The organism is Pinirhizobacter sp., assembly GCF_036499745.1.
Classification (GTDB): Bacteria; Pseudomonadota; Gammaproteobacteria; order Xanthomonadales; family Rhodanobacteraceae; genus Pinirhizobacter.
The window spans coordinates 98996-112973 of the sequence record NZ_DASYDG010000032.1 but is presented as its reverse complement, the minus strand read 5'-3'; the positions used below and the strand labels follow the sequence as shown (position 1 = coordinate 112973).

At 62.4% G+C, this 13978-nt stretch carries 9 protein-coding genes; 1 reads left to right on the top strand and 8 read right to left on the bottom strand.

Annotated features, from left to right (window positions below; translation table 11 throughout):
- The 3 genes from VGM61_RS12755 to VGM61_RS12745 all read right to left on the bottom strand — a co-directional run.
- A partial coding sequence (locus VGM61_RS12755; RefSeq protein WP_331523204.1) for a YDG domain-containing protein occupies nt 1-3357 on the bottom strand: 3357 nt, incomplete at its 3' end.
- Between the two features lie 659 nt (nt 3358-4016).
- Entirely contained in the window at nt 4017-4514 is a 498-nt protein-coding gene (gene mug, locus VGM61_RS12750; protein ID WP_331523203.1) for a G/U mismatch-specific DNA glycosylase, read from the bottom strand.
- Nucleotides 4507-4980 (bottom strand): TetR family transcriptional regulator C-terminal domain-containing protein, encoded by a 474-nt coding sequence (locus VGM61_RS12745; RefSeq protein WP_331523202.1) that lies wholly within the window; start codon nt 4978-4980, stop codon nt 4507-4509. Before VGM61_RS12745 ends, mug begins: the two co-directional genes overlap by 8 nt.
- A gap of 327 nt (nt 4981-5307) precedes the next feature.
- Between VGM61_RS12745 and VGM61_RS12740 the strand changes: the two genes are divergently transcribed.
- Nucleotides 5308-6246, top strand: a complete 939-nt coding sequence (locus VGM61_RS12740) for an aldo/keto reductase (RefSeq protein WP_331523201.1) — start codon at nt 5308-5310, stop codon at nt 6244-6246.
- A 22-nt stretch (nt 6247-6268) separates the two neighbouring features.
- On the opposite strand, the gene VGM61_RS12735 is transcribed toward VGM61_RS12740, so the two are convergent.
- The 5 genes from VGM61_RS12735 to VGM61_RS12715 form a co-directional block, all read right to left on the bottom strand.
- The gene (locus tag VGM61_RS12735; RefSeq protein WP_331523200.1) at nt 6269-7750 is read right to left on the bottom strand and encodes an NAD-dependent succinate-semialdehyde dehydrogenase; all 1482 of its coding nucleotides are present in this window, start codon (nt 7748-7750) and stop codon (nt 6269-6271) included.
- A gap of 37 nt (nt 7751-7787) precedes the next feature.
- Entirely contained in the window at nt 7788-9443 is a 1656-nt protein-coding gene (locus VGM61_RS12730; RefSeq protein ID WP_331523199.1) for an acetolactate synthase large subunit, read from the bottom strand.
- 58 nt (nt 9444-9501) lie between these two features.
- A complete protein-coding gene (locus VGM61_RS12725; protein ID WP_331523198.1) occupies nt 9502-9750 on the bottom strand; it encodes a hypothetical protein in 249 nt (82 codons plus the stop codon).
- Between the two features lie 169 nt (nt 9751-9919).
- Nucleotides 9920-10972 (bottom strand): alpha/beta hydrolase, encoded by a 1053-nt coding sequence (locus VGM61_RS12720; protein ID WP_331523197.1) that lies wholly within the window; start codon nt 10970-10972, stop codon nt 9920-9922.
- Between the two features lie 106 nt (nt 10973-11078).
- A complete protein-coding gene (locus VGM61_RS12715; protein ID WP_331523196.1) occupies nt 11079-13376 on the bottom strand; it encodes a glycoside hydrolase family 31 protein in 2298 nt (765 codons plus the stop codon).
- Nucleotides 13377-13978 lie beyond the last annotated feature (602 nt).

The window sequence follows — 13978 nt, the reverse complement described above, 5'->3', positions numbered from 1 at the left end:
GTCGTTCAGGAGGCCGGTAAAAGTGAAATTGGTCGGCAGCAAACCGATGGAAGTCAGACCGTCATAGGTCTTGGATACGCCGGTCAGGCCAGCGAGGATCCGGCCGCCAAGCGGTTCTGGCGTGATCTGACCGGTACCGATTGCGAGGCCTGGGATCGAATAATTGTTGAGATTGGTACCACCCAGGGCAATCAGGTTGGCTGCAGTGAGTAGGGAAGTAACCTGCCACTGGCCGACGTTGGGATCGGCATAGGTACCGTCGGTCTGGTTGACCGTGGCGCCCTGGCCCTGAAGGAAACCACTGATCAGGTAGTTGCCGGCGTTGAGCGTGGCAATGTCGTTGGCATCGTAGACCTTGGTCGGATTGTTGACGATGCTGATCGTCAGCGGTGCCTGGGCAATCGTGCCCGTGCCCGTCACCGTGGGCGTAAAGCTGTAGTTGGACATGAACGTGCCCGACGCGGTGTGGAAGTCGGGAGCTTCCAGTGTCGCGGTCACGCCGATGTTGTTGCCGGCGTCGGGGCCGGAATAGTTCGCCGTCGACACCTGATCCAACGTCGCGCTCTGGCCGCCTTGCCAGCCGGTGATCAGCCAGTTTGCAGCCGTGGTGTCGGCGGTGGTCGTACCGTTGTAGATCTTGGTCGGGTTGCCGATCAGGGAGATGATCAGCGGTGCCGGCGTGATGTTGGCAGACAGGCCCGTCGGCTGGGACAGCGTGTAGTTACCCGCGCCCGCGCCGGCCAGCCCGAAGCCGCTGGCGGTCACCGCGATGCCATTGCCAACGTTGGGCGAAGCGAAGTTGCCGGCCGCGCTGCCGGTATCCAGGGTGACGCCGTCGCCGGCTACCACGCCCTGCAGCGCGGCTCCGCCGAAGCCGAGCAAGTCGATGGTGGTCGCGTCGTAGTTGCGACTGGTCGCGGTCACGCCGGCGATGGTCAGCGCCTTGGGCGTGATGCTGGCCGTCAGGCTGCCCGGCAGCACCAGGTTGTAATCATTGGCCTTGCCGCCGACCAGCGAGAAGCCGGTGAGCGATACCGCCATGTTGTTGCCGACATTGGCCGACCCGAAGCTGCCGGTGCCTTGTGTCAGCGATACATTGCCGATGTCGCCGGCGATGATGCCGAAGAGGTTCTGGTTGCTGGTGTCAAGGCCTGCCAGCGTGTTGCCGTCATACACCTTGCTGTCGGCCAGGATGCCCGACAGCACCACGTTGGCTTTGTTGATCATGCCGTTGCCGGTGGCGGCGGTCGGCAGGATGTAGTTGGACAGCAGCGTGCCGATGCCGGCGATGAAGTTGGTGTCCTTGAAGCCGGCGTTGACCGTCTCAGCGCCCGCTTCGGCGCTGACATAGCCGACCGTATTGGGCTGGTTGACGGTAATCGTCTGCCCGCCGACCAGGCCGTCGATCTGGTAATTGCCGCTACCAAGCGTGGCGGTGGTGGTGCCGTCGTAGGTCTTGGTCGGTGTGCCGGTAATGCTGGCGGTCAGCTGTGCCGGCGTGATCTGGCCGACAGCCGCAGTCACCGGCCCGGTACCCAGCGTATAGCCCAACACCGGAATGTTGCCGCTGCTGTCGGTGAGGACGAAGTTGCCGATGGCACCGGGCGAGGTCACCGAAATACCGTTGGCCGCATTGACCGAGGCATAGGTGCCGCCGGTGGCCGAAGCGATCTTGTCGCCGTTGAGCAGGCCGCCAGCGACGAAATTGCCGCCGGCGAAACTGGCCGCGTTGGTATTGTCGTAGACCTTGCTCACCGTACCGGTGAGGCCGCTGATCTGCAGCGAGGCAGCGGTGCTGTAGATCAGGCCGTTGCCGGTGCCCAGCAGGCTGCCGCCCAGGCTGGTGCCGTACTGGATGAAGTTCGGGGTGACGCCGCCGAGTACATTGCCCGACGGATTGGCGGTGTACAGGCTCCACTTCGCGCCCAGCGCATTCACGCCGGCATTGTTGGTGAACTTGCTGGCGTTGAGGGTAGCGCCGGTGCCGGCCGACAGGCCCCCGGCATTGCCGATGGTCAAGGTGCCGCCGGTGGCGTTCATCACGATGCCACCGGTACCGCTGATGGCCTTGTTGACGTTGATGTCGTGGAACGCGTCCAGTTCCAGCGTGGCGACGGCATTGTTCCAGGTGATCGCCGCATTGACGTTGATGTCGCCGTTACCCGTCGACTGCACGCCAGTGCCACTGGCGCCACCCGCCGTGGTCTGCTCCACGACACTGGTGCCGCCATTGAGCGTGCTGGAGATCGTCGTGGCCGCCGCGTCGTCGATGGTCAGGTCGGTCGGGTCGACCAGCCAGGTGCCAGCCTTGCCGGCCGGCGCCGACGCGGTGATCTTCGCGTCCTTGGCCAGGTTGAAATGAGCCGCCGAGGTTTCGATCTGGCCGCCGTTGCCGCCGTTCGGGGCGCTGGCATCGAGCGTGCCGCCGACGTTGACGGTGCCGGCTTCCATGCCGCCGAGCAGGGTGATCACGCCGTCGTGATCCTCCACGCTGCGCGCCTGTACCGTGCCGGTGTTGTTGACGGCACTAGCCAGCAGCGAATCACGTGCGCCGGCGGACATCAGTACCTGGCCGCCATCGGCGACGATCAGCTGGCGGTTCTCCGCCAGGTTATTGAGCGTGCTCTTGTCCACCTGCAAGTGCAGCAGGTGATTGTCGCTGAAGGTCAGGGTGACGGCGCTGCCGCCACCGAGCGCCACCGTGCCCAGTTGGGCGCGGATCGTGCCCTGGTTGGACACCTGGTTGCCGACCAGGGCCACATAGCCACCCTTGGCGGCATTGATGCTGCCCTGGTTGACCACCTTACCCTTGCCGTCACCGGCAAAGCGAACGCTACCCGAGCCGAGCGTGCCGTCGTCGAGGTCCAGGGTAGAGGCGACGATGCCGCCGACATTCACTTGCGCGCCCTGGCCGAACAGCACGCCGTTCGGGTTGATCAGCCACACCTGGCCGTTGGCGTTGAGGTTACCGAGGATGTCGCTGGCGGTATTGCCCAGCACGCGGTTGACCGCGATGGAGCTGGCGCCCGGCTGCACGAAGTTGACGGTCTGGTTGGCGCCGATGTCGAAGTTCTGCCAGTTCAGCGACAGCACCTGGCTGTTCTGCTGGATGGTGGTGGTATTGGCCGATTGTTGAATCTGTCCCGAGCCGCCGACGATCTGGCCGCCGGTCGGTGCGTTGCCCGCGTGCGCGAGGCCCGTCATGCCCAGTGATGCCGACAGCAGTGAAAGCATCATCACCCGGTGGCCAACCACATGCCGGCGCGTTGGGCCGCCGTGCTTGCTATGGGCCAGTTCCGAGGCAGGAACCCACTGGGAGAGAGTGCGGTTCCAGCACAAGCGATAGATGTGATTCATGGCTCAACCCGTCCGTAAATTTTAAAAGTCGATAGCGGCACGCATGGGTGCACCGCTCGTTCCGTTCGACATGAGCAGATGGATGGCCTTGGAGGGTTGAACAGCACGCGCGAAGCGCGAGCAAAAACACCGTGTACTTATTTCGGCATCGCCGGACCGCACTCAAACCCGCACTTTGCGTGCGCGCATGCCTATCCGGTGATCATCTGTTCTGATGCGCTGATGCGCATCCCCCCATAAAAGCTTCCTGTCAACAGCCCCTGTCGCTGTGATTCAGCACAAATTGACGCATTAACCTCGCTGCGTAGGCACAACGAGATCACTAAAAATGATAACTGCTTCTCGCTTAAGAATCGATTCTTTAAAAAAAAATTCATGTTCGGTCCGCTAGGGACCCGTGATTGCGATCGCCGAAGTTGCATGCCAGTTGCATGCCAGCTTGGAGTGGGATGAGCATGCCCGGCGATGTAAACGAAGTAACTCACTGATTCAACAAAGTCCTGCTTTGCGAAAACACGCGCAAGACAACTCGCCCGACGACACGGCGAGCGAAGTTGACTTGCGAATCGTCAAAATATTGACGGCTCTGTCGGCGTACGAGTGACCAAAGTTGCCTGGCGGCACTTCGTGCGGCGCCGGCTTCCTATCCCGGGGAATTTTTAGCCGCGCACTGCCAGATGGAGTTGCCGGTAGGCATCGACGAGCTGGTTAAGCGTAAAGGCACGATTCCGTCCGCTCGGGTTGGGCAGTACCCAAATGGCGGAGCCCTCGATCGTTGCCGTTTGCAATCCCCAGGCGACACGTCGCTGCCCCGATAGCCCGGAGTAGGCCATCTTGCCGAGGAAGGCGACGAAACGAGGCGAGTAGCGCCTGATCTTCTGCTTGAATCGGGTAGCGGCAGAAGTGAAATCCTCGAGCAACAGCTCGTCGGCCCCGGCGGTCGGCCGCTCAACCACCGTGGTCAGGCCGAAATCGTATTGAAGTATCCGCTGGTCATCTTCAGGCCGGATCTCCTCCGGGGTGAAGCCGGCCAGGTGGACAACGCGCCAGAAACGATTTGCCCGACCAGCAAAATGATGTCCCGTAGCCGCTGCCAGCAATCCGGGGTTGATGCCGCAGAACAGTACCGAAAGCTTCGGGGCAATGATGTCATCCACAGATCACGCCCACGGCCTTCTTCGCGAGCTTCCGCAGGTCCTTCCGGGACGCACCGGCGCGGGCGCGCATGGCTATGGTGTGCATGGTCGCCGTGCAGAGCAACGCGAGCGCGGCAATGTCGGCGTCCTTCTTCAGTTCCCCTGCGTCGCGCGCCACTCGCAGGCGCGCTTCGAAATCCGCGTCCAGCGTATGGAAGCCGTCGATGATGATGCGTTGGATCTCAGGATCTTCGACAGCCTCGGTGATGGCCGTCCCCACCACGAAACATCCGCGTGCGGGGCCATCGCCTGAAAAATAGATCGACAGCGATGCGTCATAGACACGGACAAGAGAGTCTTTCAGGCGCAGGTCACCGGCGAGAGCCTTGCGCATCGCGGTGAACTGGAGATCCCAATAATCGGCCAGTGCCTTGAGGTAAATCGTGTGCTTGTCACCGAATGCCGCGCGCAGGCTCGGTCGGTTCATGCCCGTCGCCGCCGTGATGTCATCAAGCGACGTCCCTGAATAACCGGCCTTCCAGAAGGCATCGCCCGCCCGTCGCAGGGCGATCCCGGGCTCATAGGCGCGTGGGCGTCCTCGCGGTTTACTGGCCGCCTTGTCTTCTTTCGTGCCATCGCGCATAAAAACTTGACCCCGCGTTTTTGCCAGAATATTATCCGAACCGGTACAAAATCAAGTGCCGTGAAGGCCGCCTGCAGCGCTTGATAAATAGCCGTCCAATGCCCGGCAAGCGTCGACTTGTCGCCCGGAGTACATTCGGTGGTTGACTCTGGCCCCCACGGAGTACTTCCGATGAATCCTTCCCGCGCGCTCAATGACACCACCATTCCGCTTGCCGGAGGGAAGGGAAGCATTCCGGCGGTTGGCTTCGGCACGTTGATTGCCGATCCCGTCGCCGCCAGGAGGGCCATCAAGGTGGCCTTGGAGGTGGGCTACCGGCACATCGATGCGGCCGAAGCCTATCGCAATGAAGAGGTGGTCGGGGCCGCGTTGCAGGAGTCCTTTGCCGAAGGCATTGTGCGGCGTGAAGAGATGTTCGTGACCACGAAGTTGTGGAACAACAACCATCGTCCGGAGCGGGTCGGGCCGGCGCTTGAGGCGAGCCTCCGCCGCTTGCAACTCGATGACGTCGATGGCTACCTGATCCATACACCCTTTGCCTTCCAGCCTGGCGACGAACAGTATCCGCGGGGCGAAGACGGCCAGCCGCTCTACGACCCGGGGGTAACCTTGCTGCAGACATGGCAGGCGATGGAGCGCTTGGTCGATGAGGGGAAGTGCAGGTACATCGGCCTTTCCGATGTGCGCCTTGACAGGGTGAAGGAAATCTATGCGGCGGCGCGCATCAAGCCGGCCGTGGTGCAGGTGGAATGCCATCCGTACCTGCCCGAGTGGGATTTGCTGGACTTCTGTGCCCAGCATGACATTGTGTTTTTGGCGTTTGCGCCACTGGGCCACGGCATGCAACCGAGCGTATTGAACGACCCGGTGATCACCGATATTGCGCAGCGCGTGGGCAAGACACCGGCACAGGTTGCACTTGCCTGGGCCCTGCAGCGGGGCTCGGCCTTCCTGACCACGTCCACCAACCCTGGACGCATCCGGGAAAACTTCGACATAACCGACCTTCCCGCCGACGCCTTGCAGGACATACGGCACGCGATTACCACCCGGGTCCGCTTCAACGACGTGGTCGAAACCGGCCTGCCCGGATTCATCCTGCGGGCCTAGGGCCCGTGGGCCGATGGCGCCTTCACGCCGCGTGGGATTTCATCCCCAGCCCGCCGATACACAGGTACTTGGTGTCGAGATAGTCCTCGATACCCTGGTGGGAGCCTTCGCGGCCCAGGCCCGACTCCTTCACACCGCCGAACGGCGCGACTTCGGTCGTGATCAGTCCCTCGTTGATACCGACCATGCCGTATTCGAGCGCGGACGACACTCGGAAGATGCGACCCAGGTCCTGGGTATAGAGATAGCTGGCGAGGCCAGACTCCGTGCTATTGGCCATCTGGATCGCCTGTGCTTCGTCTTTGAATCGAAACAGGGGTGCGATCGGTCCAAACGTTTCCTCGCGGGCCACCGCCATCTCCGGAGTGACGTCGAGCAACACCGTGGGTTCGAAGAATGTACCGCCCAGAGCGTGCCGCTTCCCACCCGCGATAACCCTTGCACCCCGGGACGAGGCATCACGAAGATGTTCCTCGACCTTGTCGATGGCGGCTGTATCGATCAACGGGCCATTGTCGACATCCGCTTCAAAGCCATCGCCCACTTTGAGCTCGCCGACCACTTCAGCCAGCCGGCGGGCGAATGCGTCGTAAATTCCTTCCTGCACGAGAAATCGATTGGTGCAAACGCAGGTCTGGCCCGAGTTGCGGTACTTCGAAGCCACCGCACCCTGCACCGCGCTTTCCAGGTCCGCATCATCAAAGACGATAAAAGGCGCATTCCCTCCCAGTTCCATCGATACCTTCTTTACCGTGCGGGCCGCCTGGGCGAGCAGGAGCTTGCCGACGGCGGTTGAGCCGGTGAAGGTAATCTTCCTGACCTTGGGGCTGCCGGTAAGCTCGCCGCCGATGGCGATGGCATCACCGGTGATGATATTGACCACGCCCGCGGGAATGCCCGCCTCTTCGCATAGCACACCCCATGCGAGCGCCGACAGCGGCGTTTGCGGTGCGGGCTTGATCACCAGGGTGCATCCGGCCGCCAGTGCTGGCCCAAGCTTCCGGGCAATCATCGACGAAGGGAAGTTCCAGGGCGTGATGGCCGCCACCACGCCCACCGGCTCTTTGGTGACCAGTATCCGGTGGTCTTTCCATGGCGAGGGAATGATGTCGCCGTAAGTGCGGCGCCCTTCTTCAGCAAACCACAGGATGTAGGCTGCCGACATGCCGATTTCGCCTCGGGCTTCGCGCAGCGACTTGCCCTGTTCGCTGGTGAGGATGCGCGCCAGGTCTTCGGTGTTTTCGGTGATCAGGGCAGCCAGGCGGCGCAGGAGCGTTGAGCGCTCGCTCGCCGTCGTGGCGCGCCAGGCAGGAAAAGCATCATGCGCGGCGTCAATGGCGGCGCGAGCTTCGTCGGCACCGGCGTAAGGGACCTTGCCGATGACCTGGCCAGTGGACGGATCGGTGACTTCCGTTCCCGTGGGCCCGGCAGCTATCCACCGGCCGCCGATGTAGTTGGCCTGGGCCAGGAGGGCCGGGTTTTGCAGCGACAGCCGCTGGTTCATGATGGTGCTCGATGTGGATGTTGGGGACGGCATGCCGTCAATGCGATTCGATGTGCCGTGGCTGGTTGCCCAGTTCCTCAATGAATACGCGGGTGTTTTCGCGGTAGTCCACCGGCACCGTGATCAGGTGCACGCCGCCGGCGTCGAGCGCGGACTTGAGCGTCGGCAACAGCGCATCGACAGACTCAATGCGATGTCCGTGCGCACCATAGGCCCTGGCATACAGTTCGAAGTCGGGATTGCCGAAGGCCATGCCGAAGTCCGGGAAACTATCCACCGCCTGCTTCCAGCGAATCATGCCGTAGGCGTGGTCTTCAATGATGAGAACCACCAGGTCGAGACCCAGGCGCACGGCTGTCTCCAGTTCCTGGCTGTTCATCATGAAGCCGCCGTCGCCGCAGACCGCCATGACCTTTCGATGCGGATTGAGTATCTTCGCCGCCATGGCCGAGGGAAGGCCCGCACCCATCGTGGCCAGTGCGTTGTCCAGCAGCAGGGTATTGGCGACATGCGTGCGATAGCTTCGCGCGAACCAGATCTTGTACATGCCGTTATCCAGGCAGACGATGCCATCTTCGGGCATCGCCTGGCGGACATCGCGCACGATGCGCTGCGGAACGACCGGAAACGAGGCAATGTCGCCCCCTTCGTTGATGCGTTCGAGGATGCGCTTGCGCAGGGCGAGCATGTCTGGTTCGGCTTTCACCTGGCCGGCAAGGCGATCGGCCAGTGCGGTGACATTGGCGCCGATATCGCCGATGAGCTCGGCATCGGGATAGAACACCTGCTCCACATGGGCGGGTTGGTAGCCGATATGGATGACTTTCGGGCCGCCGGTAATTCTGCCCATCAGGAACGGCGGCTTCTCCACGGTGTCGTGCCCGATGGCGATCACCAGGTCCGCCCGCTCGATCGCGTCGTGGATGTAATCGTGCTCGGAAAGCGCCGCCGTACCCAGGTAGAGGTTCGACCCGCCGGTGACGGCGCCCTTGCCCATTTGTGTATTGAAGAACGGGATCTGCAAGCGACCCACGAAATCCGAGAGCGGCTCCACAAGCCGCGGCCGGTTACCCGCGGCGCCGATCATGATGATGGGGCAGGCGGCCTTCGCGATCATCGCGGCGGCCCGCTCCATGGCAGCCGGGCCCGCGATGGGGTTATCCACCGGATGCGGCGGCACCAGCGGTGCCTCGGCTTCTTCCACGGCAATGTCTTCGGGCAGCTCCAGATGCACCGGCCCGGGCCGTTCTTCGCTTGCCACGCGGAAGGCATCCCGGACCAGCGCAGGGATCGACGCTGCCGATACGATCTGCCGCGTCATCTTGGTCAGCGGGCGCATGGCCGCCACGACATCGACGATCTGGAAGCGGGCCTGCCGCGCGCTCTTGATCGGTTTTTGCCCCGTGATGATCAGCATGGGCATCGCGCCCAGATGCGCGTAGGCCGCACCGGTGGTGAAATTCAGCGCGCCCGGTCCAAGCGTGGAAAGGCACACGCCGGGATGACCGGTAAGCCGGCCTTCCGTGGCAGCCATGAAAGCCGCGGCTTGCTCATGGCGGGTGAGCACCAGCTCGATCTTCGACGCCCGCAGCGACTCGACGAAGTCCAGGTTCTCCTCACCGGGAATTCCATAGATGCGCTCGACACCTTCGTTCTCGAGCGCGGCAACCAGTAAGTCGGAACCTTTTGCCATGACGGGCTACCTCAAGTGGCATCGGCCACTGCAGTTGAATGTGGTCGGGCCAATGCGCTCAGTAGCGCAGGTTCAGTTCCGGCACCTGGGGCCGGCTGACCTCGTAGAGATGCTGGAATTCTTCTTCGGATAGTTCGTCCGGCGCGTACACCGCGATGCAGTCCCAGACGCGGTCGGTCGCCTTCGGCTGCCGTGGCCCGCCGCGAAGGGAGAACGCCACGCCCTTGCGCTCAAGGAACTCCGGCGCTTCCTCTACCTGCTCTATCGTTACAACACGGGGCGCGATCAGGAAAATGGCAGAAATCATGGCTGACACCTCATCCGGCACATGGCTCAACCCATCCGTTGGAGACTACTCATTCCGTGTCTGCGGCGCACGCCGGTTCAGTCGCAGGTTTTGTACCGAGTCGGATATTATTCTCGAAGGAGAGGGTCGTCAAGGTTTTTGTTCGAATCAGTACAAAAATGGTAACGCCTCAGAACCTGTCCACGTCGATCACGGCTTTGGCGAATGCCTCGGGAGCTTCCTGCGGCAGGTTGTGGCCGATGCCACCCGGGATCAAGCGATGTTCATACCTTCCGGTAAACCGCTTGGCGTAGCTTGCCGGTTCCGGGTGCGGCGCACCGTTGGCGTCGCCTTCCATGGTGATCGTTGGCACGCCGATGGAGGGGAGCGCGGCCAATTTCTTTTCCAGTTCGTCGTATTTCGACTCTCCCTTGGCCAGGCCCAGCCGCCATCGATAGTTGTGGATCGCCACGGCCACGTGGTCGGGGTTGTCCAGGGATACCGCGGAACGGTCGAAGGTGGCGTCGTCGAACGCCCATTTGGGTGATGCAAGCTGCCAGATCAGGCGGGCGAAATCGTGCGTGTACTTCGCATAGCCGGCCTCGCCGCGCTCAGTGGCGAAATAGAACTGGTACCACCACTGCAGCTCGGCCTTCGGTGGCAGCGGGGCACGGTTAAGTTCCTGGCTGCCGATCAGGTAGCCGCTGACCGAAACCAGCGCCTTGCATCGTTCCGGCCATACCGCGGCCATGATGTCGGCGGTACGGGCGCCCCAGTCGTAACCGGCGATCACGGCCTTCTTGATCTTCAGCGCGTCCAGCAGGGCCAGTCCGTCCGCGGCCAGCGCGGCCTGCTGGCCATTGCGGAGCGTGTCGGCCGACAGGAAACGCGTCTTGCCGTAGCCGCGCAACGAGGGAACGATTACCCGGTACCCCGCCGCAGCCAGGATGGGAGCGACGTCGACATAGCTGTGGATGTCGTAAGGCCAGCCGTGCAGCAACAACACAGGCGGCCCGTCCGGAGGACCGTCCTCGGCATAGGACACATCAAGCTCGCCAGCCTGGATCTGTTTTTCCCTGGCAAAGGATGTGTGTGTACCAGCGCCCGTGTGCTTGCCTGGCGCGGGTGGCGTCTTGGCCGGTTGCGCCTGGGCGAGGGTTTCCCATCCCAGGTTTGCCGCCGCCATTCCCAAGGCTGTCGCCCCAAGGACCTTCCGCCGCTGCCGGTCGACTTGATCGGACATGTCTACTCTCCGTAAAGGCCCCCGCCGCGCAGGAAACTTTACACCTTTCATTGCCTCGTCGGACGGCCGGATCGGCCGCCGGTTCAACCGGCGGCTCCGGCAGCGCCTACTTGCCGACGACGCGCAACAACGAGGCAACATCCACCTTCATCCCGCCGCGGGCTGTGAGTTTCTGTTTACTCTCATCCCAGTGCAGGTGGGTGCTTATGCCGGCGCCGTGCTCATAGGCGTTGCTGACGCCGTCGTCGTCATAAAGGGTGAAGTCGGCATCCTTGCCGGGGAAGACACGGATCTGGGCCAGGTCCTGCTTTGTGGCGGTGCTGGGGATGGGCTTGCCCAGCGGCACGATGGAGCCGGCGCGCACAAACACCGGGATGGTGTCGATCGGCGCGGGCACGTCGATGGTCTGGCCGCCTGCGAATTTCTCGTTCGTCCACCAGTTGTACCAGTCGCCCCCCGCGGGCAGGTACACCGGGCGATGTTCCACGCCCTGTTCGGTGACCGGCGCCACCAGGAAGGCCGGGCCGAACATGTATTCGTCACCCAGGTTCGCCACGTTCGGATCGGCGGGAAAATCCATGAACAGCGCGCGCATGAACGGCGCACCCGTCTCAAAGGTATGCCGGCCCATGGCATAGAGGTAGGGCATCAGCGCATAACGCAGCTTCAGGTATTTCACCATCACGCTTTCCGCGCCCTTGCCGTATTCCCACACTTCCACCTTCTTGCGCAGCCCGTGCACGCGAAGGGTGGGGGTGAAGGCGCCGTACTGGAACCAGCGGGCCAGGAGCTCGGGATAATCATCGTAACCACCGACCACCTCGCGTGCATCGGAGGGATCGAGCAGCGGTTTGCGTTCGGGTACATGCCGGGCCGGCAGTGACTGCCAACCGCCGATGTCGTTGCCCCAGAAGGCCAGGCCCGAGGCCGTGAAATCCAGGCCCGTAGGTATCTGTCGCTTGAGCGCCTCCCAGGTGGGCTGGATATCGGACGACCAGAACAAGGCGCCGTTCCGCTGCGCACCAATGTACGCCGCCCGCGACAGGATCAAATTCCTCTTGTTGGGACGGTCGCGCCTCGAACCATCGGCTACGCCTTGCGTGTGCAACAGCGGAAACACATTGTGGAAGCGATCCCCCGAGCCGATGGAGTAGAAATAACCATCGGGCACCAGGTCGGGCTCGGTTTCGTCCAGCCAGAACCAGTCGAAGCCCTTCGATGCGATGTTGTCGCGGATCTTGCCCCAGAACCACGCCCGGGCATCGGGATTGGTGCTGTCGATCAGGGCGCCTGCGCGGTCGCTGCGAAAGGGCAGGCCGTCCACCGGCGTGCCGTCGGCATGTTTGAGCAGCCAGCCCCTGGTAGCCAGTTCATTGAAGTAGCGCGAGGTTTTCTCGAACCGCGGCCACACGCTGATGATGCTTTGCATGCCCATGGCATGGAGCTTGGCGTTCATCGCGGCGGGATCGGGAAAGGCCACCGGGTCGAAGTCGAGCTGGCCCATCTTCGTCCAGTAGAACCAGTCGAGCACCATGATGTCGATGGGGTAGCCGCGCTGGCGATAGCCCTCGGCGGCCGTGAGCAACTGCTGCTGCGACTCGTAGCGAGCCTTGCTCTGGATAAAGCCGAAGGCGGCCTTGGGCGGCAAGGGGGTGACGCCGGTAAGCGTGCGGTAGCCAGCGTAGATGTCGTCCACGCGCGCACCGGTGATGATGAAGAAAGACACCCGTTCACCCACGTTCGACTGCCACAAGGTTCGGCCGTTGATGCCGGCAGAAATGCGCGTGGCCGATGGGTTATCCCATAGGACGGCATAGCCCTTGTTGGTGACCAGCATCGGCACGCACACGCTTTCGCCGGTCGGCGCGTCGTAGTCGTGCTTGCAGTCGATCGTACGGCCGCGGTAGTCGAGGATGCCTTCCTGGTTCTGGCCCAGGCCGTAGTAATGCTCATCCCCAGGCGCGGTGAAGCTGGCGCCCACGCGAAAAGTCTTCTCGCCAGCCACCACGTGCGGAGACATTTCCCAGCCGGTCATCTGAAGAAGCACGTCGCCGTTCGGACCGAGGACTTTCAACGCGACGGGAGGAAGCTCAGGCGCGAAGTAGCGCGCCATGGTGTCCATCGCGCCCGGTTTCGGCTGGGCAGGAATATCCAGCGTGAGCGCGGCCGAGGTGAACTCATCTCCCCGGGCCGTGGCCGTGTGCTTCCAGCCATGGTCGTCGGCCTTGCCATTGATGCCGTATCCGGGTGCGGCGAGGGCGCGGGATGCGTCCGTGCTGATGGTGACCCGCACCACATTTGGCGCGTAGGTCTCCAGTGCCACGTGGGCGCCGTTGCGGTCCAGTTGGGTGAGCGGTGCGGCATGGCAGGCTGCTACGGCCAGGGCCATCGCCATGAAGGCCATGGCTTGCCGCCGTCGGTGATGGGGCGGTTGACCCTCATGGCCTGCCCGCAAGAATTCCAATCCGTCGATGTCTTTTGAACCAGCCATACGTTGTGTTCCCCCACGAGGACGCCGAAGTATCGCCGAGGCGTGGGGTCGCGAAAGCCGGGTGGTAAAAATGACAAACGGCGGCGGTCGATTTCTTAGCAGGCAAGAATTTGGCCATCAGATGGCGCTTCCGGGCATCGCGGCAGAGACCCCCCAATCTCACGGGCGGTTTAGATCGAGGCATGAATTTGGGATGAAAGGTTCGTTTCCGGGCTTTTCGCAAAGTCGCGCCGGGGAAGAATGAGCGACGCGGCCCTGGCTGTCGGTAAGGCGCCCCTCGCGCAAAATATATGCTGCAACGCAGCGTAGAACAAATGTAGGTCGTAAAGCAGGTTACGTTAAAGAACAGAGAATATTGCTGCGGTACGGTTGATGACAAAATCTTTAGTTTGGCCGCCCAGACGGCCACTGACTCGGCCATGAAGCACGCTGGACATCAGCTTGTAACTTGTGTAAACCTCTGCCAGGTACGATTTAGATCGAAATAAATCGACGAGTCTTTTACTTGGCAGCCG

Bases quoted from the DNA above. Each gene is read 5' to 3' on its own strand.
- VGM61_RS12720 (WP_331523197.1), bottom strand. From the start codon at position 10,972: ATGTCCGATCAAGTCGACCGGCAGCGGCGGAAGGTCCTTGGGGCGACA.
- VGM61_RS12715 (WP_331523196.1), bottom strand. From the start codon at position 13,376: ATGGCCTTCATGGCGATGGCCCTGGCCGTAGCAGCCTGCCATGCCGCA.
- VGM61_RS12725 (WP_331523198.1), bottom strand. From the start codon at position 9,750: ATGATTTCTGCCATTTTCCTGATCGCGCCCCGTGTTGTAACGATAGAG.
- VGM61_RS12740 (WP_331523201.1), top strand. From the start codon at position 5,308: ATGAATCCTTCCCGCGCGCTCAATGACACCACCATTCCGCTTGCCGGA.
- VGM61_RS12735 (WP_331523200.1), bottom strand. From the start codon at position 7,750: ATGAACCAGCGGCTGTCGCTGCAAAACCCGGCCCTCCTGGCCCAGGCC.
- VGM61_RS12745 (WP_331523202.1), bottom strand. From the start codon at position 4,980: ATGAACCGACCGAGCCTGCGCGCGGCATTCGGTGACAAGCACACGATT.
- VGM61_RS12730 (WP_331523199.1), bottom strand. From the start codon at position 9,443: ATGGCAAAAGGTTCCGACTTACTGGTTGCCGCGCTCGAGAACGAAGGT.